21 protein-coding genes and 1 tRNA gene are annotated in these 25542 nt (G+C 61.7%); 16 read left to right on the top strand and 6 right to left on the bottom strand.

Going from position 1 to position 25542, the window contains the following annotated elements; translation table 11 throughout:
• Positions 1–18 precede the first annotated feature (18 nt).
• A complete protein-coding gene (locus L1075_RS06285; RefSeq protein ID WP_179153649.1) occupies positions 19–375 on the top strand; it encodes a hypothetical protein in 357 nt (118 codons plus the stop codon).
• A gap of 194 nt (positions 376–569) precedes the next feature.
• On the opposite strand, the gene L1075_RS06280 is transcribed toward L1075_RS06285, so the two are convergent.
• Positions 570–646 (bottom strand) — tRNA-Arg (locus L1075_RS06280).
• A gap of 66 nt (positions 647–712) precedes the next feature.
• On the bottom strand, positions 713–3181 hold the full coding sequence (locus tag L1075_RS06275) for a sensor domain-containing protein (protein WP_246940788.1): 2469 nt from the start codon (positions 3179–3181) through the stop codon (positions 713–715).
• A 260-nt stretch (positions 3182–3441) separates the two neighbouring features.
• Between L1075_RS06275 and L1075_RS06270 the strand changes: the two genes are divergently transcribed.
• Together L1075_RS06270 and L1075_RS06265 are read left to right on the top strand one after the other, a co-directional pair.
• A complete protein-coding gene (locus L1075_RS06270) occupies positions 3442–4218 on the top strand; it encodes a methyltransferase domain-containing protein (RefSeq protein WP_246940785.1) in 777 nt (258 codons plus the stop codon).
• Positions 4215–5210: a methyltransferase gene (locus tag L1075_RS06265; protein WP_246940782.1), complete on the top strand. Its 996-nt coding sequence runs from the start codon at positions 4215–4217 to the stop codon at positions 5208–5210. The genes L1075_RS06270 and L1075_RS06265 overlap by 4 nt, the downstream gene beginning before the upstream one ends.
• Before the next feature lie 176 nt (positions 5211–5386).
• Here L1075_RS06265 and greB read toward each other — a convergent pair whose 3' ends face one another.
• Positions 5387–5926, bottom strand: coding sequence for a transcription elongation factor GreB (gene greB / locus L1075_RS06260; RefSeq protein WP_178999655.1), 540 nt, complete (start codon positions 5924–5926; stop codon positions 5387–5389).
• A gap of 197 nt (positions 5927–6123) precedes the next feature.
• On the opposite strand from greB, the gene L1075_RS06255 reads away from it, so the two are divergent.
• The 8 genes from L1075_RS06255 to L1075_RS06220 all read left to right on the top strand — a co-directional run bounded on the left by L1075_RS06255 (position 6124) and on the right by L1075_RS06220 (position 14642).
• Complete coding sequence (locus L1075_RS06255) at positions 6124–6807, top strand: TRAP transporter TatT component family protein (RefSeq protein WP_246940779.1); 684 nt, start codon at positions 6124–6126, stop codon at positions 6805–6807.
• Positions 6808–6933: 126 nt separating this feature from the next.
• Positions 6934–7563 (top strand): NUDIX domain-containing protein, encoded by a 630-nt coding sequence (locus L1075_RS06250; protein ID WP_075368978.1) that lies wholly within the window; start codon positions 6934–6936, stop codon positions 7561–7563.
• Positions 7564–7566: 3 nt separating this feature from the next.
• The gene (locus tag L1075_RS06245; RefSeq protein ID WP_075368979.1) at positions 7567–8013 is read left to right on the top strand and encodes a DUF1249 domain-containing protein; all 447 of its coding nucleotides are present in this window, start codon (positions 7567–7569) and stop codon (positions 8011–8013) included.
• Entirely contained in the window at positions 8013–8735 is a 723-nt protein-coding gene (locus L1075_RS06240) for a phosphodiesterase (RefSeq protein WP_246940777.1), read from the top strand. Before L1075_RS06245 ends, L1075_RS06240 begins: the two co-directional genes overlap by 1 nt.
• A 180-nt stretch (positions 8736–8915) precedes the next feature.
• Positions 8916–9833: a sulfate adenylyltransferase subunit CysD gene (cysD, locus tag L1075_RS06235; protein WP_040242428.1), complete on the top strand. Its 918-nt coding sequence runs from the start codon at positions 8916–8918 to the stop codon at positions 9831–9833.
• A complete protein-coding gene (cysN, locus tag L1075_RS06230; protein ID WP_246940774.1) occupies positions 9833–11260 on the top strand; it encodes a sulfate adenylyltransferase subunit CysN in 1428 nt (475 codons plus the stop codon). Before cysD ends, cysN begins: the two co-directional genes overlap by 1 nt.
• Positions 11261–11456: 196 nt before the next feature.
• A complete protein-coding gene (gene epsC, locus L1075_RS06225; RefSeq protein WP_246940771.1) occupies positions 11457–12368 on the top strand; it encodes a serine O-acetyltransferase EpsC in 912 nt (303 codons plus the stop codon).
• Positions 12369–12545: 177 nt separating this feature from the next.
• Positions 12546–14642, top strand: coding sequence for an LTA synthase family protein (locus tag L1075_RS06220; RefSeq protein WP_246940768.1), 2097 nt, complete (start codon positions 12546–12548; stop codon positions 14640–14642).
• Positions 14643–14644: 2 nt separating this feature from the next.
• Here the strand turns inward: L1075_RS06220 and L1075_RS06215 are convergent, their stop codons facing one another.
• The 3 genes from L1075_RS06215 to cmoA all read right to left on the bottom strand — a co-directional run bounded on the left by L1075_RS06215 (position 14645) and on the right by cmoA (position 17315).
• Positions 14645–15433: an ATP-binding cassette domain-containing protein gene (locus L1075_RS06215; RefSeq protein ID WP_246940765.1), complete on the bottom strand. Its 789-nt coding sequence runs from the start codon at positions 15431–15433 to the stop codon at positions 14645–14647.
• A 141-nt stretch (positions 15434–15574) separates the two neighbouring features.
• Positions 15575–16579: a tRNA 5-methoxyuridine(34)/uridine 5-oxyacetic acid(34) synthase CmoB gene (gene cmoB / locus L1075_RS06210; protein WP_246940763.1), complete on the bottom strand. Its 1005-nt coding sequence runs from the start codon at positions 16577–16579 to the stop codon at positions 15575–15577.
• Positions 16572–17315 (bottom strand): carboxy-S-adenosyl-L-methionine synthase CmoA, encoded by a 744-nt coding sequence (gene cmoA, locus L1075_RS06205; RefSeq protein WP_246894123.1) that lies wholly within the window; start codon positions 17313–17315, stop codon positions 16572–16574. The genes cmoB and cmoA overlap by 8 nt, the downstream gene beginning before the upstream one ends.
• 118 nt (positions 17316–17433) lie before the next feature.
• Here cmoA and pgi point away from each other — a divergent pair, with 118 nt between their 5' ends.
• From pgi to serB, 5 genes are all read left to right on the top strand, one after another.
• Positions 17434–19113, top strand: a complete 1680-nt coding sequence (gene pgi, locus L1075_RS06200; RefSeq protein ID WP_246940760.1) for a glucose-6-phosphate isomerase — start codon at positions 17434–17436, stop codon at positions 19111–19113.
• A gap of 28 nt (positions 19114–19141) precedes the next feature.
• Positions 19142–19819, top strand: coding sequence for a YqiA/YcfP family alpha/beta fold hydrolase (locus tag L1075_RS06195; RefSeq protein ID WP_246940756.1), 678 nt, complete (start codon positions 19142–19144; stop codon positions 19817–19819).
• A 10-nt stretch (positions 19820–19829) separates the two neighbouring features.
• Positions 19830–21710 carry a DNA topoisomerase IV subunit B gene (parE, locus tag L1075_RS06190; RefSeq protein WP_040242417.1) on the top strand — a complete coding sequence of 627 codons (1881 nt, stop codon included), beginning with the start codon at positions 19830–19832 and terminating at the stop codon, positions 21708–21710.
• 177 nt (positions 21711–21887) lie between these two features.
• Positions 21888–24143 carry a DNA topoisomerase IV subunit A gene (gene parC, locus L1075_RS06185; protein ID WP_246920376.1) on the top strand — a complete coding sequence of 752 codons (2256 nt, stop codon included), beginning with the start codon at positions 21888–21890 and terminating at the stop codon, positions 24141–24143.
• 108 nt (positions 24144–24251) lie between these two features.
• Positions 24252–25475: a phosphoserine phosphatase SerB gene (serB, locus tag L1075_RS06180; RefSeq protein WP_075368991.1), complete on the top strand. Its 1224-nt coding sequence runs from the start codon at positions 24252–24254 to the stop codon at positions 25473–25475.
• Positions 25476–25542: the final 67 nt, after the last annotated feature.

The raw sequence follows: 25542 nt of genomic DNA, 5'->3' as shown, positions 1-25542 counted from the left end.
AACAATCAGGGGTGTGACATGAACACTTTTTGGCCGGTGGGTGCCGTGATCGTGACCATGGCGATTTCCTTCGTCTCGGCGCCTGACAGCGCCGCTGATATCGAATGCAGTCGGGATGGCATTCGATCATCAATGATGGAGAAGCGAGCCTCTTTCCTTGCGTTTCTGGAGGGGGTCGATGACCCAGAGTCGGTTCTCGAAAAGTATCGAAGCGAGTTCGAGGCACTTCGTGAGCGATATGACTACGAGAGCATCTACGCGGAGCTGGAAAGCTTGGAAGAGAATCCCGAGCAGCAGCCATCACCTGAGCTCTGTGACAGGGTTCAGGAGTCCGGCAAGGTCGTTGATAGCTTCATCAACTCCCACTCCGATTAATCCTTGTCAGAAAGCGCCTGGCGCAAAGCCGGGCGACGTCCGCAAGGAACCAGCGCGATGCGTTTCCGCATCGGCAAACGGCGTTCTACTGGCCTTCGACTGTCGGCGCTGGCCTCGGTCTTGGCTGAGGGCGAGGGCAGATGGAGCGGAGCCCGTCAAGATGAGGAGAAATGCGGTATTGGCGTGCCTTGCGATGGCGCCCCCGATAGGGTTCGAACCTATGACCTATCCCTTAGGAGGGGATTGCTCTATCCAGCTGAGCTACGGGGGCGTGGCGGGGTGGGCATTATAAGCGTCCAGGGACTCGGGATAAACCCATGGCATGCTTCGGGCGCCTTTATTGTGCCTGTAACGCGAGTGGATAGAGGAGTTGGGCCGTGCCGGCCAGATAGTGTGCTTCGAGTTCTTCGCTTGGCATGGGATGCCCGATAAGGAAGCCCTGTGCCATGTCGCAGCCCATTTGACGCAGGACCTCGAGCTGCTCAGGCGTTTCGACGCCCTCGGCGAGTACTATGCGTTGCATGGCATGCGCCATGTCGATGATGCCGCTGACGTAGCGGCGTTGCTGGGGACGCTCGGCGAGGCGGCGAATCACCGCCTGGTCGATCTTCACGATGTCGATGGGGAGCTGGCTGGCATATGTCAGCGAGGATACGCCGGAGCCGAAGTCGTCGAGGGCGATTTGCGCGCCGAGTCGACGGGCATGCTGAAGCTGGTTGTACGCCAGGTCGATGTCGTGGAACTGGGCGGTTTCCACCACTTCCACGTTGAGAAAGGGCGAAGCGAGGGCGTGGCGTTCCCGAGCCTGTGCCATGTCGTCGGCGAGCTGGCCGGATTCGACCTGGTCGCGCGTCACGTTGATGCTGACGGTGACCGCCATGTCGCGTGCCTGAAAGCGCTGTACGGTATGCGCGGCCTGGTTGACCAGCCAGGCACTATAGGCACGCTGCAGGGACGAGTGATTGACGATGTCGATGAAATGATGCGGCGCGAGCAAGCCCTGCTCGGGGTGGTACCAGCGCACCAGGGCCTCGAAGCTGACGATGCGCCCGTCGTTCAACGAGAGAATCGGCTGATAGAAAAGGGCCAGCTCACCGTCGTCCAGCGCGGTCTGTAGTCGGGTGTAGAGATCGTCGCCGTTGGCCTGCTGATGCTCGGTGATGGCGACCTGATTCTTGCCACGACTCTTGGCTTCGTACATCGCGCTGTCGGCGGCGGCGATCAGGGCGTCCGGGGCAAAGCGGCTGTCGTCGGTATAGGCGACCCCCACGGAGGCCGAGAGCGTGATGCTTTGCTCGTTGCGCAGGTTGATGGGGCTGATCAGGTCGTCGAGGATCTTCAAGGCGACTTTCTCGGCCTTTTCCGCGCTGCGTATGCCTGCCAGTGCGATGACGAATTCGTCGCCGCCCAGACGGGCGACCAGGTCGGTGCTGCGCGTCTGTTGCTTGAGCCGTTGGGCGATGGTCACGAGGGCGTCATCGCCGGCGGCATGGCCATAGGTGTCGTTGACCGGCTTGAAGTCGTCGAGGTCGATGAACAGGACGGCGATCCCGATGCCGGTGTAGGAAAGTCCGGAGAGCAGGTTTTCCAGTGCATCGCCGAAGTGTTCGCGATTGAACAGGCCCGTGAGCGGGTCGTAAATCGCGCGTCGTTCCAGGCGCGCCTGCTTCAGGTGCTTTTGGGTGATGTCGCGAAAGACGGAGATATAGTGCGTGATGGTGCCGTCGGCATCGTGGATCGCCGAAATGGTGGCGTTTTCGATCAACTGGCGGCCATCCTTGCGCACATTCCAGATATCGCCTGTCCAGTAGCCTTGCTGATGCACCGTGGCGAACAGGTCGTGGTAGAAGTTCGCATCGTGCTTGCCCGAGGACAGCAGGTGCGGCTTGCGTCCCAGGGCTTCGTCGGCACTGTAGCCGGTGAGCTTCGTGAAAGCGGGATTGACGTCGATGATGCGCTTGTCGGCATCGGTCACGAGAATGCCGTCGTGGGTGCTGTCGAAGACCGTTTCGGCCAGCGCCATGCGTTCCGTGGCGAGCTTGCGCGCGGTGACATCGGTCAAATAGCCGTGCCACAGCGTGCCGCCGTTGGACAAGCGGGTAGGCACGGCGGAGCATTCCAGCCAGCGTAGCCCGCGAGTGGGATGATGATAGCGAAAGACGACCTGGCATAACCGCAGCGAGGTGGCGGAGGATGTCAGCGAGACACGCAGTCGCGTGCGATCGTCGTCCTCGATCCGGGAGAAGAAGCATTCGGCGTCGGGCGTCAATGCCATGCGCTCGAGACCGCAGTAATCGGCCAGGCGTTCACTGACGTGAGGGAAGTCACCGCGACCGTCGGGGGCCTGCCGGTAGTGGAACAGCACACCGGGCACCTGGGCGTTGAGTCGATCGAGCAGGCGGCTCTGGTGTCGCCAGCGCGTTCGCGGGCGCAGCCGTTGGCTGACATCGCGCTGCACGCCGACCAGATAGCAGTGACCGTCGCGGCTGTACAAGGGTGCCAACGTGAGCTCGTTATCGTATCGCGAGCCATCCTTGCGACGGTTTTCATGGGTCATCGTCACCGGGGTGCGGTGTTCGATGGCGCGACGCAGGCAATGACTCGCCTCGGGGGCAAGGTCGACCGTCTGCAGCAGGCGGCATGAGCGTCCCAGCACTTCCTCGCGATCATAGCCGGTGAGTTGCTCGAAGCCCTTGTTGACGAATATCAGGGGGCAGCCAGGCTGTTCACCATCGGCAATCGTGAGTGCAATGCCTGATACTTCCAGCAACTCGGTCAGCGACGGAGGCAAGATATGTGGGGCCAAGGTCTCGTGTCCTCTACGACATCCACGCGAAGGCGTGGGAATGGCAGCTATTTCGCCGGCCACCGGCCGGCGCGCGATCAAGTGGCGTTATGCGTGTTGAGTCGACGCCATGCACCGTGCGTGAAAGCCCCGTCTGGTCTGGGCTGGAGGCATACAGGCAGTAACGCTAGACTACTCCTTTTTTACATTCCAGTGCCAGGCTTTGAGTGGAAAAGTGTCTTCAATCGCCGACATTTTAGAAAACGCTGGATAGTTAGGGGATGTCATTGGTCACCCACGACCGCATTTTCGACGGCTTGGCCGACAAGTTTGAACGCGGCCTCTACGGCACGCCGCGCGGTGCGATTCGTTTGGCGGTTCTGGAACACGTGTTACCGCGCGAATTGCCCGCCGATGGGCGGCCCGTGCTGGATGTGGGCGCCGGCCTGGGCCAGATGAGCATGTGGCTGGCGCAACGTGGCCATGCGGTCACCATGGTCGAGCCCTCGCGGGACATGCGTGAACGTGCCATCGCGGGCATGGGCGATCTGGCCGTCACGCCCGTCGATGCCACCTGGCAGACACTGCCCGAACGCGCGCCGGGGCCGTGGGGGCTGATCGTGTGCCACGCGGTCTTGGAGTGGTTGGCAGCGCCCCAGGCGGCCTTCGCACAACTCGCCACGCTGCTGGCGCCTGGCGGGTACCTGTCGGTGATGGTCTTCAATCGCGATGCGTTGCGGTTCTCCAACGTGATCAAGGGCAACTTGGACAAGGTGCTCGATGATCGGCTGGAAGGGCTCGGGAAACGCCAGCGCCTGACGCCGATCTCGCCGCTCACCGATGCCCAAATACGCGCATGGAGTGCGGCGGAAGGCTTGTCGATCGAGTCGGTGACGGGCGTGCGCATCTTCCACGATTACCTAGCGGAGCGCCATCCCGCGCCGGAGCAGCTCGAGAAGATCATCGAACTCGAGCGCCGTTATTGCCAGCAGGAACCGCACTGGCGTCTAGGGCGTTATCTGCATTACACCCTGTACAAACCGGAGACCGTGTCATGAGTGCGGAGACGCCCTCTTGCCAGTTGCTTGCCCGTCAGTCCCACGAGTATCGCGATTGGTTGTGGGTCGCGCCGCCTCACGATGCCTGGCTGGAAACGAACGGCGGCAGCGTGTGGAGCGCGGATGCGACGATTTGTCAGGCCTGGCGGGCGCGTGGGAGCCGGGTGTACGACGGCCTCGCGCCGGTGCTGGAAGCGCCGGTCGAGGGGGCCGTATTGTTCTGGCCCAAGACGCATGCGCTAGGTGAGTGGTGGCTGCTGGCGTTGTGCGCGGTGTTGCCCGAAGGTACGCCGCTGCAGGTCGTCGGCGAGCATCAAGGGGGCGTCAAGCGTGTGCTCAAATCGCTGGCCGCCCTGGGGCTCGGGTGCCGCAAGGTGGATAGCGCACGGCGTTGTACGCTGTACGCCACGCGCACGGCACCGTTATCGCTGTCGCCAGAGGCGGCCTGGACCACGTTCGAGGCCGCGGGACTCAGCGTGGCGAGCCATCCCGGCGTATTCGGCCATGGCAAGCTCGATGACGGCACGCGCTTGTTGCTCGAGACACTGCCCAGTGGCCTCGGCGACCCGGCGGGGCGTCACTTGCTCGATATGGGGTGTGGTGACGGTATTCTCGCTGCCTGGCTCGGCGCACGAGGCGCAAACGTCTCGGCGGTGGATCTCAACGCCTTCGCGGTGGCTGCGACACGTCGCACACTCGCAGCCAATCGGCTGGCGGGGGAGGCGTGGCAGAGCGATGTCTACAGCGAAGTGACGGGAAAATTCGACGCCATCGTCAGTAACCCGCCTTTTCATCAGGAGCGTGCCATCGACTACGGCCCGGCAGCGCGCTTGATACGCGAGGCGCCTGGCAAACTGGTTCGGGGGGGCAGTCTGATCCTGGTGGCCAACGCCTTTCTGCCGTACCCCCGCTTGCTGGAAGAAACCTTCGGTGACTTTACGGTGCTCGCCGATGATCGGCGGTTTCGTATATACCGCGCCATCAAGCGCTAGGGAAGCACTGCATAAATGTCTGCACAGACGAATCGCCGCGTTACGCGGTGCTCGAAGGCTCGCCTAACCCCATGTTATGTCTCGCCTTCTGTGCTCCGGGCGCCTTGCGACGGGGCGCCGTTCCGATTCATTCTGCTCGACGATTTATTCAGCGCATCCGAGGCACTTTTCAGAGATTAGGCATCGGGATCGGCGTAGGCGATGTCCGTAATCACGTAAGTAGTGTCGCCGGCTGGGGCGTTGACGGTGACGTCTTCGTCGAGCCCTTTGCCCAACAAGGCGCGAGCGAGCGGGGCGTCGACGCTGACCCAATGTTTGTCGGTGTCGGTTTCGTCGTGGCCCACGATGCGGATCGCCAGCTCCTCGCCGTGTTCGTCCTCGAGCGTGACATAGGCGCCGAAGTATACCCGTGAAGTGTCGGCGGGTAGGCGGTCGACGACTTGAACCTCATCCAGGCGTTTGCCGAGATAGCGGATACGCGCGAGGACGCGGTTGAGCTCTTTCTTGTTATAGGTGTAGTCGGCGTTCTCGCTGCGGTCCCCCTGGGCGGCGGCTTCGCCGACCTTGGTGGAAAGCGCGGGGCGCTTGACGCGGGAAAGATGCTCATGGATGCCCTTGAGTCGGGCATAGCCCTGTGCCGTGATCAGCGGGCTCTTCTTTTCCTGGCGCGGGTCCTTGGCAGGATCGCGCCAGCGGGTCATGTTGCGGCCTTTCATGCCTACCTCCAGAGCGTGGAATGCATACCCTACGCAAGCCTTGCCGGTACGCCAACCCCGCTGCTGGTGCGGGGCTTGTCGGCACTATACTTCGAACTACGACGAATCGACTTAGCGATTAATTCAAACGTTCGTTACATTTTAGGGCGAGTGAACATATCCATCATCGCAATGGTGCAGCATGCCAGGAGGTCGCCATGCAGGTTCGTTATGTTGAAGGAGCACGCCGCCGACGCTGTCTCGTTCCGGCACGTCTTTATGTTGTCTTGTGCGCCGCGTTGATCGGCGTGCTCAGTAGCGCTCTGGCCTGGGCCGACGCCTCGCCGGATGGTGTGTATCCGCTGATGTCGCGCTGGGGGAATGTAGAGTATGGCATGCAGGGCGCGGCACAGGAAAAAGCGCTGGCAAGCCTGGCGGAAGAAGCCGATGGGCTCGCCGAGGCGCACCCTGACAACGCACATGTGTTAACGGCCGAGGGAATTATTCTTGCTTCGTACGCCAAGGCCAAGGGCGGCCTTGGCGCGCTTGATCTGGCGAAGCGTGCACGCAAGGCGCTGGAACGTGCCATCGAGCTCGATCCGCGCGGAGATGATGGCGCCGCCTATGTGACGCTGGGGGCGCTGTACGATCGTGCGCCGGGCTGGCCAGTGTCGTTCGGCGATGACGACAAGGCCGGTGAACTGCTGAGTCGCGCGCTGGAAATTCGCGGCGATGGCATCGACACTCATTACTTCTATGCCACGTATCTCCGTGACGAGGGGCGCCGCGCTGAGGCACGTCGCCACGCGCAGCAGGCCGTCGATGGCCAGGCTCGCGAGGGGCGCGATTCTGACGAGGCGTTGCGAGAGAAAGCGCGGCGGCTATTGGACGAATTGTCATAGAAGAGCGCCGGCGCGGTTGGCATTGCCATGCCGCGTCGGGATAATGAGGCGCATTGTGCCCGTGTATCGGGACGACGCGCCTTGCACCGTGTCGCCTCGTGCATGGCTTTATTGTCAGGAGGCGTCATGACTGAACAGGCTCATCCCTATACGCCGCGTTACGCGCATGAGTCGGTCGAGGAACGCTTCGATGAAACGCTGCAGTCGGGATTCTTCAGTCTCGAGCGGCGTCATTATCGGCATCGTCGTTTTGATGGTCAGTGGAGCGAACGGGTGCTCCGTGAAGTCCATGTGCGCCACGATGCGGTCGGCGTGCTGCTTTACGATCCGCAACGTGATTGCGTGGTGCACGTCGAACAGATACGTGCCGGTGCGTTGGACGATCCGTTAAGCCCCTGGAAGCTGGAGCCCGTGGCGGGGCTGGTCGACGCAGGCGAGACCAGTGCCGAGGTCGCCCGCCGTGAATCCATGGAAGAAGCGGGCTGTACGATCGACGAATTGATCGAGCTGTATACGTACTATCCGAGCCCCGGCGCGTGCACCGAGCGGGTCACGTTGTTCTGCGGGCTGGTGGATAGCCACGGTGTGGGGGGCGTGCACGGTCTCGAGAGCGAGAATGAAGATATTCAAGTCCACGTACTGAGCTTTGCCCAGACCTGGGCACTGCTCGAGCAAGGCGTCATCGATAACGCGATGTCCCTGATCGCTTTGAACTGGTTGGTGCGTGAGCGTGCCTCGCTACGGGCAAGGAGGTAGAGGATGGCGAAAGCGGCATATGTTAACGACCTCAAGTCCCTGCAAGGTGAGTGCACGGCCAACTACCTGCGGCTGAGTCGATTGCTCGGCGACATGGGCGCCGGAGAAACACGCGAGGTCGCTCTGGCCGGTGAGCATCGCCGCTTCGGCTCGCTGTGGCTGGAAGTGCTCGAATGTGCACCTTACACCACCATTTGCCGTGTCTCGCAGAGTGGTGTGCTGGACGGCATCATCGAGTCACCGCGCATGCGCGTGCACTTGTATCACGATGCGCGCATGGCGGAAGTCACCGACTTTCAGCGCCAACGGCATTTTCATGGCCGGTATCGCTATCCCAACGCACGCATGCATCAGCCCGACGAAAAACTCCAGCTCAATCGTTTCTTGGGCGAGTGGTTGGAACACGGGTTGGCCCACGGGCTGACCGTGGATGTGCCGGAGCTGCCTTGATGCGCCTGATTCAAATCAGCGATTGTCATCTTTGCGCCAATCCCGAGGCGCGTTCACGCATCGGATACCCGCTACGTCAATTGCGCGCTGTCGTCGCCCAGGCACGGCGGTTGCGCCCGGATATCGTGCTGGTCAGCGGCGATATCAGCCATGATGAATCCCCGGCCGCGTACCGCCATGCCTTCGAGGTCTTCGCCGAATTCGAGTGTCCATGGTTCTGGATGACCGGCAACCACGACCATCCCGCATTCATGGAAGAGCTGCATCCTTTCCATGATGAACTCGACCTCGGCGAGTGGCGGTTACTGCTGCTGGATTCCCGCGTCCCCGGCCAGGCGGGTGGAGAGCTGGGCCAAGCCGCCCTGCAGGACCTTGCCATGCGTCTCGAGGAAGACGACCGTCCCACGTTGCTGGCCATGCACCACCCGCCGCTGGAAATTGGTTCGGCGTGGATGGATGCGCTGGGCCTGGCGGACCGCGAGGCGCTATGGCAGACGCTGGCCGCTTACGGCCAGGTACGGGCGGTGCTGTGTGGGCACATCCATCAGGCGTTTGCGAAGCGCCATGGCGACATTGCCGTGTACGGCTGTCCCGCCACCGCCGATCAGTTTCTTCCCCGGCGAGATGAGTTCACGCTCGATGAAGCGTCTCGCCCCGGTTTTCGGATCATCGATCTGGAAGGGCAGCAGTTGTCGACCTGGGTGGAGCGCGTCGACCCCTAACTGAGTCTGGTCACGTTGCGTTCGAACCCCTTTTATTCTTATTCGTGCTTAAAAGATAGTTCTTAATTCTTTGACGTTATTGTGTGTCTCTGGGTACCGTGAGCGCCATGACGCGTAGAGCGGCGGGCCACGAGCTTCCAGCTTGTCTCAACGACTGTTCCTAAAAACCAAGGTTTTCAGATGTCTGAAATCTCACCCGAACGCCAAACTCACTTGAAGCAGCTTGAGGCGGAGTCGATCCATATCATCCGCGAGGTAGCCGCTGAATTTGCCAACCCGGTGATGCTGTACTCCATCGGCAAGGATTCGTCGGTGATGCTGCATCTGGCGCGCAAGGCGTTTTACCCCGGCACGCCGCCGTTCCCGTTGATGCACGTCAACACCACCTGGAAATTCCGCGAGATGATCGAGTTTCGCGACCGCATGGCGGACGAGGTGGGCATGGAGTTGATCGAGCATATCAACCAGGAAGGCGTCGAGGCGGGCATCAACCCGTTCGACCACGGCAGTGCCAAGCATACCGACATCATGAAAACCCAGGCGCTCAAGCAGGCCCTGGACAAACACGGCTTCGATGCGGCCTTCGGCGGCGCGCGCCGCGACGAGGAAGCCTCGCGCGCCAAGGAGCGCGTCTACTCCTTCCGTGACAAGCATCACCGTTGGGATCCCAAGAACCAGCGTCCGGAGCTGTGGAGCATCTACAACGGCAAGATCAACAAGGGCGAGTCGATCCGCGTCTTCCCGCTCTCCAACTGGACCGAGCTGGATATCTGGCAGTACATCTATCTGGAATCGATCCCCATCGTCCCGTTGTACTACGCCGCCCCGCGCCCGGTGGTCGAGCGCGACGGCACGTGGATCATGGTCGACGATGACCGCATGCCGCTGGAAGAAGGCGAAGTCCCCGAAGAGAAGTGGGTACGTTTCCGTACGCTGGGCTGCTACCCGCTTACCGGCGCGGTGGAATCGAAAGCCGACACGCTGCCCGAGATCATCCAGGAAATGCTGCTGACCAAGACCAGCGAGCGCTCCGGCCGTACTATCGACCGCGACCAGGCAGGGTCCATGGAGCGTAAAAAACGCGAAGGGTACTTTTAATGTCACACCAGTCATCGCTGATCGCCGACGATATCGAGTCCTACCTGCATGAGCATGAAAACAAGGATCTCTTGCGTTTCATTACCTGCGGGAGCGTCGATGACGGCAAGTCGACCCTGATCGGGCGTTTGCTGCACGATTCCAAGATGATCTACGAGGATCAGCTCGCGGCGATCACGCAGGCCTCGAAGACCAGCGGCACCACCGGCGATAAGGTCGATCTGGCGCTGTTGGTCGACGGCTTGCAGTCCGAGCGTGAGCAGGGCATCACCATCGATGTCGCCTATCGGTATTTTTCCACCGACAAGCGCAAGTTCATCATCGCCGATACGCCGGGGCATGAGCAGTACACCCGCAACATGGCGACCGGCGCCTCCACGGCCAGCCTCGCGGTGATCCTGATCGACGCCCGCCATGGCGTGCAGACCCAGACCCGGCGGCACAGCTTCATCGCCGACCTGTTGGGCATCCAGCACCTGGTGATCGCGGTCAACAAGATGGACCTGGTCGATTACTCCCAGGCGCGCTTCGACGAGATCGTCGCCGAGTACCGGGACTTCGCTGCCAAGCTCAACGCACCGGATATCCACTTCGTGCCGCTGTCCGCGCTGGAAGGCGACAACGTCGTCAACAAGAGCGAGGCCATGAGCTGGTACGAGGGCCCGCCGCTGCTCGAATTGCTGGAGACCGTCGAGGTCACGCACGACCGGAACCTGACGGACCTGCGGCTGCCGGTACAGTACGTCAACCGTCCGCACCTCGACTTCCGCGGCTACTGCGGCACGCTCGAGGCCGGCATCCTGCGGCCCGGACAGCGCGTCAAGGTGCTGCCCTCCGGCAAGTCCTCCACGGTGGCGCGCATCGTCACCTTCGACGGCGATCTCGAGGTGGCGTATCCGGGGCAGGCGATCACCGTCACGCTCGACGACGAGATCGACATCTCGCGGGGTGACTGGCTGGTCGCCGCCGATGCCGAGGTACCGTTGGCCGACGCCTTCGAGGCCGACATCGTGTGGATGAACGACACCGCTCTCGAGACCGGTCGGCTTTATGACCTCAAGCTCGCCACGCGGGACCTGGCGGGCAAGGTGAGTCAGATCGACTACCAGATCGACGTCAACACGCTTGAGCATCACGCTGCCGAGACCCTGGGGCTCAATGCCATTGGCCGCTGCCGCATCGAAGTGGCCGGCACGCTGCCGGTGGACGATTACCGCGTAAGCCCCGGCACCGGCAGCTTCATCGTCATCGACCGGCTGACCAATGTGACCGTGGGCGCGGGGATGGTACGTGGTGCGGCCAAAGGCACCGGTACGAGTAATGGCGAGGTGGATTGGCAAGCCTTCGAGATAGAGCTCAATGCCTTGGTCCGTAAGCATTTCCCGCACTGGGAAGCGAAAGACGTCCGCTCGCTATTAGGGCACTGAGTCGCGGGTGCCCCGTGTATTGCATGCCCTTTCCCGCCCGCGGGGGAGGGCATTTTTGCATTGGGCTTTGCATCGGATGTTGCGCTGTGCGCTATGTGGCAAGCGCTGGACGATGAAAGTCGCGGGATCGAGGTCGCACTCGTCCATGAGGCGGCTTATCATGAGCCACTCGTATTCATTGAGGACACGGTGAGGTATGCATAACGTCGATTGGCAGCTTGAGGAAATCGTGACGCAGTTGAGAGCCACTCGCGAAACCTGGCGCGAGCGTAATGGACGCTCGCGCGAGCGTGGCTGTCGTGAACTGCCGTCGCGGAGTGCCATTCGTGTCATTACCGACGACTTGATCGGAGCGCTGTTTCCGATGCGTCTCGGCCCTAGTGACCTGCGCCGCGAGAGCGAGGACTTCTACGTCGGGCATACGCTGGATGCCACCCTCAATGCGCTATGTCACGAAGTGTGCCTGGAGTTGAAGTACATCGCCCGGCAATTGGGACATGATGCCGGTGACACCCAGGCGCGCGCGGTGGAGATCGTGCAGGGTTTCGCGGCCGACCTGCCCGAGCTTCGCCGCTGCCTCGATGCCGATGTGATGGCGGCTTATCATGGCGATCCGGCGGCGCGTAGCGTCGATGAAGTACTACTGTGCTATCCGGGGGTGCATGCAGTCATTCACCATCGCATCGCCAGCTACTTCTACCAGGCGGATCTGTCTCTGTTGGCACGTATGATTGCGGAAATCGCGCATTCGGATACGGGCATCGACATCCATCCCGGTGCCACCATCGGCGAGGGCTTTTTCATCGATCATGGGACCGGCGTAGTCATCGGCGAGACCGCGATCATCGGCAATAACGTGCGTCTCTACCAGGCGGTGACGCTAGGCGCCAAGCGGTTTCCGGCGGACGAGCGCGGCCATCTGGAAAAGGGGCTGCCGCGCCATCCCATCGTCGAGGACGACGTGGTCATCTATGCTGGCGCGACGATCCTGGGACGCATCACCATTGGAACTGGTTCGATCATCGGCGGCAACGTCTGGCTGACACGCAACGTGGAACCGGGCAGCAACGTGACCCAGGCCAACCTGCAAAGCGGGCCGTGTCCGTAAGTCGGAGAGAGCCAATCTATATCGCGACGCGCGGTTTCGGCCGCGCGTCGTCGTTTGTGAAAGCGCCTCTTTTCCCGCTGACACCTCTTACCGTTTATTTCTAATTAGCCCGCTAACGTGTCGTCAGCGGCGTCCAAGGCCGGTATAGTGTGCGCGCTTATCAGGCTTGGATGACATATGTATAACGATTCCGTGACAGTCTCGCGTTGGCAGCACTGGCGCGAAATGAACCGTCAATTGTGGCGGCTAGGGCTCATCGGGGTAGTGACCCTGACCTTGATGCGTGTCTTGCTGTGGCAACTGAACGCGCCGTCTTCCCTGGAAGTGCCGGGTGTCGAGATATTTCAGGCCTTCTGGATGGGATTACGCTTCGACGCCAAGATCATGGCAATTCTCCTGGGGCCATGGCTGGTGGTGGCGACGGCGCTGCTACCCTTGCCGCGGGTTTTCATAGCGGGCTGGCGGCGCCTATGGCTGCCCTGGGCCATCGCGATCATGGTCCTGGTCAACCTCTTGGCGCTGATCAATCATTTCTTCTTCACTTTTTATCAGGGGCCGATCAATTCGCTGATCTTCGGATTGTTCGAAGACGACACCCAGGCGGTGCTGCAGACGATCTGGAGTGACTATCCCTTTCTCCCCTTGATGATCGTCTTGATCGGCATGACGGGGACGCAGATCGCCCTGATGCGGCGTGGCCGCCGACACGAACGGCGTCGGCTGGGATGGCGTCGGGCCACCCTGTTGGTGGTTGTTTCCTGGGTGGCGTTGATTGGTTTGGGGCGTGGCACTCTGGGGACCTTTCCCTTGCGCGAGATGCACATGGCGGTTTCGTCGAGTGCCTTTGTCAACGATTTGGTGCCCAGTGGACCGCAGGCGCTTTATCTCGCCTGGAAGGAGCGTCAGGTCAATCAGATTGGCGACGATCCTCAGTCGGGCTTGGCGCGTTATGGATTCAGCTCGCCCATGGCGGCGGCAGAAGTGCTCGGTTGGTCGCAGGCCGATACTCCGCAGGCGGTTTTCGACCACATGACCGAGACGACTCCCGCGCGATCCGCTGAAAAAGATAAACCGCCGCATGTCGTGTTCAGTTTGATGGAGAGCTGGGGGCGTCACCCGCTGGATTTCGACGACGCCGAAGACAACGATCTGCTGGGCCACTTGCGTCCCTGGATGCAGGAAAAGGCAGATTATTTCCCGCATGCACTATCGGCCGAGAACGGCACGCATCCCTCTCTGGAGGGGCTACTGTTCGACACGCCGATCAGCCCGTTGACGCAAAGTCGTTATGGCTATCGTCAGTATTCGACGTCGACGATGTTGCCTTATGAGCGCGCGGGTTATCACACTGTCTTTTTGACCTCGGGCTCGGCGCAGTGGCGTAATCTCGATGGTGCACTCAAGCGCCAAGGCTTCGACGAGGTGCTGGGAGAGAGCGCGATACGCGAGCGCTTCCCTGATGCCGAGGGTAGTACCTGGGGACTCTTCGATGAGTGGATGTTCCGTTATGGCGAAGAGCTTCTGAAAGAGGCCGAGGCCAACGACGAGAAGCTGATGCTGGTGATGCTCTCGATCACCAATCATCCGCCGTACAAGATTCCGGAAGACTACGAACCCGCACCCTTGGATGTCTCGCGGCTGGGCGATGAGCTGGCCGTCTCGCCCGAGTTTGGTACCTCGATCCTCGAGACCTATCAGTATGCCAATGACAGCATGGGGCGGTTTCTCGACCGTCTCGACGCGGATGGATTGATGGATCATACGCTGTTCGCGGCGACCGGCGATCACAATACCCGCTCCCTCATGCAGTACCCCGACGCGCATGATTTGTTCGATCAATTCGGTGTGCCGGTGCTGATGTGGGTGCCTCCGGCCTATCGGGGTGATGGCGAGGCGCAGGTCGAGGACTGGACCAGCCATCGGGATATTTTCCCGACACTCTGGGCGCATTCGCTTTCCGACGTGCAGGTGCCGTGGATGGGGCGCGATCTGTATACGCCGCAAGCATCGCCGATGGCACTGACATTCAACCATCAGGATGGCGGGCAGGGTGTCATGGTCAGCGAGGCGGGTGCGGTGACGAGTCTCACCGATCCTACCTACTATCGTTGGTCGAACGACTCACCTGACTTGGAGGATCGCGCGTTGGCGGCCACGGCGTCGCCATCACGCGCCTTGGAGGATCAGGCGCAGCGTGCCCAGGCGCGCATGGCACTGGAAGACTGGCGCATTCGGCGTGAGGCCTTGCAGGCCGACACGCCCGAGACCGATTGACGTCAAGGCGTGGCGTCCGGCGCCTTCGACAGAGGTGTCTCCGCCGTCGGCGGGGTCACCTGCACCCTGAGTACATGGCGTACCGCCGACGTCACGTTGGTGCAGCGTGCATCGGCGTTCATCCACCACACGCGATCACAGCATGCGAGACTCGCGTCGCACTGGCTGACCACCGGTACGATGCACAGGCGGTGGCGCCGTGAGGCGGCGCCTAGATCGGCTAATAGATGCTGCTCTTCCATCGGTGCCAGAGGCTCAAGGTCTAGGAGCAGAATGCCGTTGTCGCGCCGCTGTCGGAGTGGGCAATGGGGCGCCGCCGCGACTTGGCACAGCGAACGCGCGATCATCGTGCGTTGAGCATTCGCTGGGTCGAGTTCTCCCAGGCGTTGATCGCCCAGAGCCTGCAGATCGAGCGCTTTGAGTGCCGTTTCAACCGCAAGCGGAAGGCAGGGCGGCGAACTGGCGCCGTGCTGGGTGACGCGTGAGCAACTCTCCAGCAGTCCCAGTCCGACCAGGTCTCGCACGCGCCAATCGGCCAGGCTTTGCGGTGGTGCGACGACATGCGCGATGCGTTGGGCGCGGTAGGTGCTGGGCCAGCAGTGCAGAGGTTGTCCGTCGAGGCAGATGCTACCGCGCGTGGGTCGGTAGAGACCGGCGAGCAAGCCGATCAGGGTACTCTTGCCGGCGCCATGCGGCCCGCAGATGCCGAGTAGTTCGCCTGGTACCAGACGATCGGTGAAGGACAGCAGGCGTGGCGTTCCCTCGAGGGCCGTATTGAAGAGCGACAGCATGATAGGCCTCCTACGACATCGATAATGATAAACATTATCGTTCGCATGTCGAGGGAGAGCAAGTCAAATAAGCGCCAGTCAAATGCAAACGTCAACGAATACAAGCGTCAGACTAATATAAGCGTTATTTGAATATAAGTATCACTCGGGCTTGCGCGCCACCAGCACGGCACGCCGTGGCGCCGGATAGCCTTCAAGGGTCAACGTCGAATCCTCGGGATCGAGAAAGTCGGCCAGCGACTGGAACGTCATCCACGTGGTGCTGCGCTGTTCTTCCAGCGATGTCGGGGCCTCGTCGACGACTCGTACGTCCTCGAAGCCACAACGCTCGAGCCAGTGGGATAGCGCTGCCGACGAGGGCAAGAAGTATACGTTGGGCATGGCCGCATAGCGCTCGCCGGGCATGAAAACCGTGTTCGCGTCACCTTCGACGACCAGGGTCTCGAGGACGAGTTCGCCGCCGGGACACAGCGTATCGCGCAGTTGCGCTAGATGCTCGAGTGGGGAGGAGCGGTGGTAGAGCACGCCCATAGAGAAGGTGGTGTCGAACGCCTCGAGTTGCGGGGGGGCGTCCTCGATACCGACCGGCAGGAAATGCGTGCGCCATGCGTCGGCATCTCCCACGAAATGGCGTATGGCCTGAAATTGGTAATAGAAGCGTGGCGACGGGTCGATGACTAGCACAAACGCCGCGCCGGCGCCGGCCATGCGCCAAGCGTGGTAGCCGTTGCCGCCGCCGACATCCAGCACGCGGCGTCCCTCGAGCGGGGATAGATGCGGTGCGACGCGCTGCCATTTCCAATCCGAACGCCATTCGGTGTCGATGTGGAGCCCGCCCAACACATAGGGCCCTTTGCGCCAGGGCATCAACTTGCGCAGCAGGTTCTCGCATTGGCGTTGGCGGCTGTCGTCGAGCGCGACATCGACCCGCACGCTGTCCTGGTCGAGGGCGACATCACGCGACGCGGGCAGTGCCGGGAGCTTGGCGACGGCCTTTTCCCAAGCGGGCAGGTCGCCGAAGCGTCGACGGTCCAGTCCGTTGGCAAGCTGGTCTGGCAAGCGAGCGACCCATTCGGTCAGGCCGTGGTCGAGAAAGGCGTCGAAGAGCGCACGCTGGGTGCGGTCGAGCGGGAAGCGATCAGGCATCCTTGAAGGCCACCATCGAGGCGAAATTGAGATACTGAAACCAGGTGCTAACGCGTGTAAAACCGGCGGTACGCAGTCGGTCGTGATGCGCTTCGAGAGTATCCGGTACCAGTACGTTTTCCAACGCGGTGCGCTTCTGGCTGATTTCCATGTCGCTATAGCCGTTGGCGCGCTTGAAATCGTGGTAGCGTTCCACCAGCCAGGCGTTTTCCTGCTCGTCGGGCAGCACGATCTTTTCCGAGAGCACTAGCACACCGCCGGGTTCCAGAGCGTTGTACAGGTGCTCGATGACCGCTCGTCGGTCTTCCGGGGGCAAGAATTGTAACGTGAAGTTGAGCACGATCATGCCGGCGGGTCGGTAATCGACGTGCCGGATATCGCCTTCGATGATATCGATGCGATGATCGGGGCATTCTTCACTGAGTGTTTCGCGCGCTCGGGCGACCATCGTCGGTGACAGGTCGACCCCGGTCAGGGTGAAGGCCTCCGGCGGTAGGCGCCCGGCGAGTGCCAGGCTCACCGCGCCCAGTGAGCAGCCCAGGTCGTAGACATGTGCGCCGAAGCGCAGATGGCGTTCGGCAATCAAGCCCAACATGCCCAGTATCTGGCCATAGCCGGGTACCGAGCGACGAATCATGTCGGGGAAGCAGGCGACGACCTGTTCGTCGAAGGAAAAGTTAGCCACCCGGTCGAGGGGTGTCGAAAAGATCGCGTCACGGTAAGATGCGTCACTCATGAGGCACTCATCGAGTCGAGGCGTGGCGGGGCCACAGGGAATGGCGCATTGTACGCGCCGCGTCAGGGCTGTGCACCTGCGGGGCCATTAGCGAGCTTGTTCAAGGAGAGTACGAGTCATGACCCAGTCATCCATGATCCATCATTCGCCGGCCTGGCAAAGGCTCGCCGTGCATGCCGACGAGATGCGTGATGTGCATCTCAAGAGCTTGTTCACCGAGAATTCCGGTCGCCATGCGCGCTTCACGCGACGCGGGGTAGGGCTGACGCTGGATCTATCCAAACATCGCTGGCGTGACGAGACGCTGTCGATGCTGCTCGAACTGGCCCGCGAGGCGGATCTCGAGCGCGCCATTGCGCGTTTGCAAAACGGCGAGCGGGTCAATCTTTCCGAGGACCGTCCGGCCTTGCATACCGCCTTGCGTCTACCCCCCGAGGCTAGCCTGGTGGTCGAGGGCGAGGATGTCGTGCCCGATGTCCATGAGACGCTGGCCCGCATGCAGGCGATGGTCGAAAAATGCCACGCCGGGCAATGGCGCGGCGCCACGGGACGGCCGATCACCGACGTGGTCAACCTGGGCGTCGGCGGCTCCGACCTGGGGCCTTTGATGGTGACCCACGCCTTGGCCGATTACCGGCCACGTGACGTACATCAGGTCGACATTCATTTCGCCTCGACCATGGACGGCTCGCAACTCGCCGACTATTTAACCCGCTTCAACCCCGCCACCACCCTGTTCGTGCTGTCCTCGAAGTCGTTCACTACCATCGATACGCTGTCCAACGCCTCGACTGCGCGCGACTGGTTGATGACGCGTTTGGCAGACGGCGGTCAAGATACCGAGATGAGCGAGTTGGTGATGCGCCAGCATTTCATCGGCGTCTCGGCCAAGCCCGAGCGCATGAGTGAGTGGGGCATCGATCCGCGCCATCAGTTGCGTTTCTGGGAATGGGTTGGCGGTCGTTATTCGCTCTGGGGGGCCATTGGCTTGCCTATCGCGTTGGCGGTGGGCATGGACAACTTCCGCGAGCTGCTGGCGGGTGCTCATGACATGGACCGCCATTTCCGTGAGACACCGCTCGAGGACAACTTGCCGGTGCTGTTAGCGCTGGCGGGGCTCTGGAACGTCAACTTCTTGGATGTGCGCGCGCACTCGATCCTTCCCTATGACGGCCGCCTCGAGTATTTCGCCAGTTATCTCGAACAACTGGAGATGGAATCCAACGGCAAATCGGTCACCAATGACGGCGAGATCACGCCATATTCCACCTGCCCTGTATTGTGGGGACAGCTTGGTCCCAATGCGCAACATGCCTTCTATCAGTTACTTCACCAGGGCACGCAGGCGGTGGAGTGCGATTTCATCGCTCCGGTGCGACGTTATGATCGGGTCGAGGATCCGGCCACTCGAGCGCATCTCAAGGCCCAGCACCGTTTGACGCTGGCTAACTGCATCGCCCAGTCGCGAGTCTTGATGTTGGGCGACGAAGCTCTCCCCAGTGATGTGCCGCGTCCGAGTCACAAGCGCTATCGTGGCAACCAGCCCTCGACCACGCTGCTGCTCGACCGCTTGACGCCGCGAACGCTGGGCGCGTTGATCGCCCTCTACGAGCACAAGGTGTTCGTGCAAGCCACCCTCTGGGACATCAATCCTTTCGACCAGTGGGGCGTGGAACTGGGCAAGCAGATCGCCTCCGAAACCGAACAGATTCTGGCCTCACGGCGTGGTGCCGAGACGCTGGATGATTCCAGCCGGGGCCTGCTCGATGTTGTATGGCAAGCACAGGATGGGACATGATACTGGCTGTTTGTACAGGTTGTGCGGTATGCTGACGACGCCCGTGGCCAATATGGCGCCCGTGGCTAATATGACGCCCGTGGCCAATATCTTGTATCTGCACGGTTTCAACAGTGGCGCGGCGTCGCCTAAGGCACACCTGATCGCGGCGACCTGCGAGCGTCTGGCGAGCGAAGATGTGGTATCCCCTCGGTGTGTCACGCCGCAGTTGCCGCATCGCCCCGATGACGCCTTGGCATGCGCCGAGCGCGAGTTGAATGCCCTGGGCGATGACACCTTGCTGATCGGCAGTTCGATGGGAGGCTTTCTAGCCACCTGCCTGGCCGAACGCTTCGGATTGCGCGCGGTGTTGATCAACCCTGCGGTACGGCCGGCACGATTGGTGACGCAGTGGATGGGCGCGCCGTTGGAAAATCCTTATACCCATGAGCGCTTCACCATCGATGAGCGCCATGGCGAAGCGCTCAAGGCAATGACGCCTACTGCCGTCATCGACCCGAGCCGTTATCAAGTGTTGCTGGGCAGCGCCGATGAAACCCTGGATTGTCGCGATGCACTGGCATTCTATGCCGGTGCATCGATGATCGTGCACCCCGGCGGCGACCATGGTTTCAGTGCCCTGGCCGATTATTTGCCGGCCATCTTCGCGCATGGTGGTTGGGCGCTGCCCGCACGATCGTACGCGCGCTCTGACGAACTCACTTAATGGACAACGCATGACGCAATACAGTGCCAGTTCCATCGAGGTCCTGTCGGGACTCGACCCGGTGCGCAAGCGCCCCGGAATGTACACCGATACCAGTCGCCCCAACCACCTCGTGCAGGAGGTCATCGACAACAGCGTCGACGAGGCGCTGGCCGGACACGCGCGCCACATCCGCGTGCGCCTGCATGACGACGGCGGCATCGAAGTTAGCGACGACGGGCGTGGCATGCCCATCGACATGCACCCCGAGCACGGGGTGTCCGGGGTCGAGCTCATCTTGACTCGGCTGCATGCGGGCGGGAAGTTCTCCCAATCGAGCTATCGCTTCTCGGGCGGCCTGCATGGTGTCGGGGTGTCGGTGGTCAATGCGCTGTCGCGGCGTCTGGAAATCGAGGTCTGCCGCGACGGCGACCGCCACGGTATGGCCTTCGCCCACGGCGACAAGGTAGAGGAACTCACCGTCATCGGGTCGTGTGCCAAGAAGGCCACGGGCACGGTGCTGCGTTTCTGGCCGGACGAGAGTTATTTCGATAGTCCTAAGCTGTCGCTACCGCGTCTTCAGCACCTGTTGCGCGCCAAGGCGGTCCTCTGTCCGGGGCTCGAGGTGACACTGGTGGATACCGACGGCAGCCAGAACGTCTGGCAATACGCCGACGGCTTGCGCGATTATCTGGCGCAGGCCACAGACGATGTCGAGGCGCTGCCCAGTTCGCCATTTCTGGGTCATTTCGAGGACGACGACCAGGGCGTCGATTGGGCCATCCAGTGGCTGCCGGAAGGCGGCGAGTTGCTGCAGGAATCCTACGTCAACCTGATTCCCACACCGCTCGGTGGGACGCACGTCAACGGCTTGCGCTCGGGGTTGCTCGAGGCGCTGCGTGAATTCTGCGAATACCGCAGCCTGCTGCCGCGCGGGGTCAAGTTGACCGGCGATGACCTGTGGGAGCGTGTCGCCTTCGTGCTCTCCGTGAAGCTTCTCGATCCGCAGTTCGCCGGGCAGACCAAGGAGCGGCTATCCTCGCGGGTGGTGGCCGGCTTCGTCTCCGGCGTGGTCAAGGACGCCTTCTCTTTGTGGCTCAACCATCACGTCGATCAAGCCGAGGCGTTGGCCGAACTGGTGATCAATGCTGCCCAGCGGCGCCAGAAGAGTGCCAAGAAAGTGGCCCGCAAGAAGGTGACCTCCGGTCCCGCCTTGCCGGGTAAGCTCGCCGACTGCGCGGGGCAGGACCCAGCGGCCTCCGAACTGTTTCTGGTCGAGGGCGATAGCGCCGGCGGGAGTGCCAAGCAGGCACGTGATCGTGAGACGCAGGCGATCCTCCCGCTGCGTGGCAAGATCCTCAACACCTGGGAAGTCGAGGCGCATGATATCTACAGTTCCCAGGAGGTCCACGACATCGCCGTGGCCATCGGCATGGACCCCGGCAGCGACGATCTCACCAAGCTGCGTTATCACAAGATCTGCATCCTCGCCGATGCCGACTCCGACGGCCTGCACATCGCAACCCTGCTGTGCGCGTTGTTCGTGCGTCACTTCCCCGCGCTGGTCGATGCTGGCCATGTGTTCGTGGCCATGCCGCCGCTGTATCGCATCGATCTAGGCAAGGAAGTCCACTATGCCCTCGACGAAAGCGAGAAGGCTGCCATCTTGAAACGCCTGGAAGGCAAGCGTGGCACGCCGAACGTTCAGCGCTTCAAGGGCCTTGGCGAAATGAGCCCTCTACAGTTGCGTGAAACCACCATGGCCGCCGACACGCGTCGCCTTGTGCAACTGACCCTCGCTACGGACGATGGCACCCGCGAGATGATGGATATGTTGCTGGCCAAGAAGCGTGCCGGCGACCGCAAGAACTGGCTCGAGGATTACGGCAACCTCGCCGATATCGAGGTGTAAGAAGGAAGATGGAAGAGATAAGGACGAAGAAATAAGAAGGCAGACGTGAGAGGGAAGGGAAACGATGCGTTTATCTTCCCTCTCAAGGCGCGAAGCGCCGTTCTTCTCTCTTCAAGCTATGTTTCGTGCGGGCACTGTCCGCGAAGTTTCCATGATGGTAGATAGGGCCCCAAACCCATGACCATGGATATCCATGTCGAGGAGGGCGACGTCGAACGTCTGTCCCTCAAGGAATATACCGAGAAGGCGTATCTCGACTACTCGATGTACGTGATTCTCGACCGGGCGCTGCCGCATATCGGCGATGGCATGAAGCCGGTGCAACGGCGCATCGTCTATGCCATGCGCGAGTTGTCGCTGACGGCGAGCGCCAAATACAAGAAGTCGGCACGCACCGTTGGCGACGTGCTGGGTAAGTTCCACCCACACGGCGACAGCGCCTGTTACGAGGCGATGGTGCTGATGGCGCAGTCGTTCAGCTATCGCTACCCACTGGTCGATGGCCAGGGCAATTGGGGCAGTCCCGACGACCCCAAGTCGTTTGCGGCGATGCGCTACACCGAGGCGCGACTGTCGAAATTCTCCGAAGTGCTGCTCTCCGAACTCGGCCAGGGCACGGTCGACTGGACGCCCAACTTCGATGGCACCCTCGACGAGCCGGCCGTGCTGCCGTCGCGTTTGCCGCACGTGTTGCTCAATGGCGCGACCGGGATCGCGGTGGGCATGGCCACCGACATTCCGCCCCATAACGTGCGCGAAGTCGTGGACGCGACCTGTCACTTGCTGCGCCATCCCGAGGCCAGCGTCAGTGATCTGATGCGTTACGTACCGGCGCCGGATTTCCCCACCGAAGCGGAAATCATCAGTTCGCCGGCCGATCTTGGCAAGCTCTACGAGAGTGGGCGCGGTTCGGTGAAACTGCGCGGTCGCTATACGCTGGAAGAGGGCAATGTGGTGGTTACCGCCTTGCCGTATCAGGTCAGCGGCGCCAAGGTGCTCGAGCAGATCGCCGCGCAGATGCAGGCCAAGAAGCTGCCCATGGTGGCGGACTTGCGTGATGAATCGACCCACGAGACGCCCACGCGTCTGGTGCTGGTGCCGCGCTCCGGCAAGGTCGATGTCGAGGCACTGATGGCGCACCTGTTCGCCACCACCGATCTCGAGAAGAACGTGCGCGTCAACCTGAACGTGATCGGGCTGGATGGCCGGCCGCGCGTCATGGCACTCCACGCCATCCTGGGCGAATGGCTGCGGTTCCGTCGGGCGACGGTACGCCGCCGACTCGAACACCGCCTCAAGAAGGTCGAGGACCGCCTGCATATCCTTGAAGGCTTGCTGGCGGCGTATCTCGATATCGATGAGGTGATCCGTATCATCCGCGAGGAGGACGAGCCCAAACCGGGGTTGATCAACGCCTTTGGGTTGTCCGAGCGTCAAGCCGAAGCGATTCTCGAGCTGCGTTTGCGGCATCTGGCCAAGCTCGAAGAGTTCAAGATTCGCGGCGAGCAGGACGAGCTGAGCGCCGAGCGCGAACGCCTCAAGGAACTGCTGGGCAACGACGAGGCGCTGACTGATCTGATCGAGCGCGAATTGCGCCAGGACGCCGACGACTATGGTGATGCACGCCGCGCGCCGCTCGTCGAACGCGGCGAAGCCAAGGCCTTGTCCGAGGTCGAGCTGGTAGGCGCCGATCCGATTACCGTGGTGCTCTCGGAAAAAGGCTGGATTCGCAGTGCCAAGGGCCACGAGATCGACCCCGCAGGGCTTTCCTACAAGGCGGGTGACAGCTTTCATCTGGCCGCGCGTGGCAAGTCAAATCAGCCGCTGGTACTGCTCGATGACGCCGGACGCAGCTATACGCTGCCCGCGCATAATCTGCCCTCGGCCCGGAGTCAGGGCGAACCCATCACGGGACGCATCAACCCCGGCGCCGGCGCGAGTATGGTAGGGGTCATGCTTGATGTCCCCGAAGCACGTTATCTGTTGGCGTCCGATGGCGGCTACGGTTTCATCGCCAGGCTCGATGACTTGATCGGCAAGAGCAAGGCGGGCAAGGCCGCGCTCAGCGTGCCCAAGGGCTGCAATGTGCTACCCCCGGTCGCGGTACCGGAAGGCGAGGACACACGCATCGCCGTGGTGTCCAATGAAGGCCGCCTGTTGGTGTTCCCGCTCGATCAGTTGCCGGTCATGGCCAAGGGCAAGGGCAACAAGATGATCGACATTCCTGGCGCGCGCGCCGCCAATCGCGAGGAATTCGTACGTGACCTGGTCATGCTGCCAGCCAGCGCCTCACTGGTGGTTCACGCCGGCAAGCGCAAGCAGACGCTCTCGAGTCGCGATCTCGACTATTACGTTGGGGAGCGTGGCCGTAGGGGCAGCAAGTTGTCGCGAGGCTTCCAGAAAGTCGACCGTTTAGAGGTCGAAGAGAAATAGAAGAAAGAAGGCAGAAGAGGCGAGGCCGAAGATGGGATATTGTGGTTATTTCCCTCTTCCTGGCGCGTAGCGCCGCTCTTTCTTCTTGCATCTAGATCTAGAGGTAATATGACACAGCGGTTATTGATTCGTGCTGGTGGCCCCGACCACCCCGGCCAATTGGCAGCGTTAGGTGCGGCCTTGACAGCATGCCAGGCGCGGCTTGTGGACATTCACCAGCACAGCGCGTTAGGCCATGTTGCCTTCGAGATGCTGGTGAACGCCGAGGTTGGCGCCGACGCCTTCAAATCGCAACTGAACGGTCACCTCGCTGCTCAAGACATGGTCAAACAGGGCCTTGCCGTCGAGGTCGAGGCGGTGACGGCGGACACATGGCAGATCCTAGGAACTCAGGCCAATATTCCGCGCCTGATCCTGACCCTGCTGGCGCCTCGGCTACCCTCGGGAATTCTCGCCGACGTCGGTGAGCTGGCGGCGACGCATGGTTTGAGCGTCGAGCGTATTGCGCGTTTATCGGGGGGCGATTCCCTCGAGGACCCTCCCCCCAATGGCGCCTGCGTGGAGTTCATCCTGCGCGGGGAAGCGGTCGAACTACCCCGCCTGCGCGAACAGGCGCTAGCGCTGGGGGCGCGCCAGGGCGTGGATGTTGCCATTCAGGAAGACTCCTTGTGGCGCCGCCACCCGAGGCTGATCTGCTTCGACATGGACTCGACCCTGATCCAGGCCGAGGTGATCGATGAGCTGGCTCGCCGGCACGGTGTCTACGATGAAGTGGCCGCCGTCACCGAGCGTTCCATGCGCGGCGAGCTGGATTTTAAGCAGAGCTTCCGCGAGCGCATGGCCAAGCTTGAAGGGCTCGATGAGTCGGTATTGCGCGAGATTGCCGAGACCCTCCCGCTGATGGATGGCGTCGAACGCTTGATGGCGCATCTCAAGCGCCTGGGCTATCGCACTGCGATCATCTCAGGGGGCTTCACCTATTTCGCGCGTTACCTGCAGGAGCGCCTGGGTTTCGACGAAATTCACGCCAACGAGTTGGTCATCCACGCAGGCAAGATCACCGGCGAGGTGCGCGAGCCGATCATCGACGCCGAGCGCAAGGCTTGGTGGTTGGGCGAAATCGCGCGGCGCGAAGGATGGGACATGGCGCAGACCATTGCCGTGGGCGACGGCGCCAACGACCTCAAGATGCTGGAAAGCGCTGGGCTGGGTATTGCCTTCCGCGCCAAGCCGCTGGTACGCCAACAGGCGCGGCAATCGATCAGCACGCTGGGGCTGGACGCCGTTTTGTACCTGTTGGGCTATCACGAGGATGAACTGGACCGCCTGTAGTGGCCACCAGGCACCATTCAAGTCTTGAATGATATAGTCGATAATGGATTACATACCCTTACACGAG

This window comes from Chromohalobacter beijerinckii, from assembly GCF_023061185.1.
GTDB lineage: Bacteria > Pseudomonadota > Gammaproteobacteria > Pseudomonadales > Halomonadaceae > Chromohalobacter > Chromohalobacter beijerinckii.
This window is presented reverse-complemented; position numbering and strand designations above follow the sequence as displayed.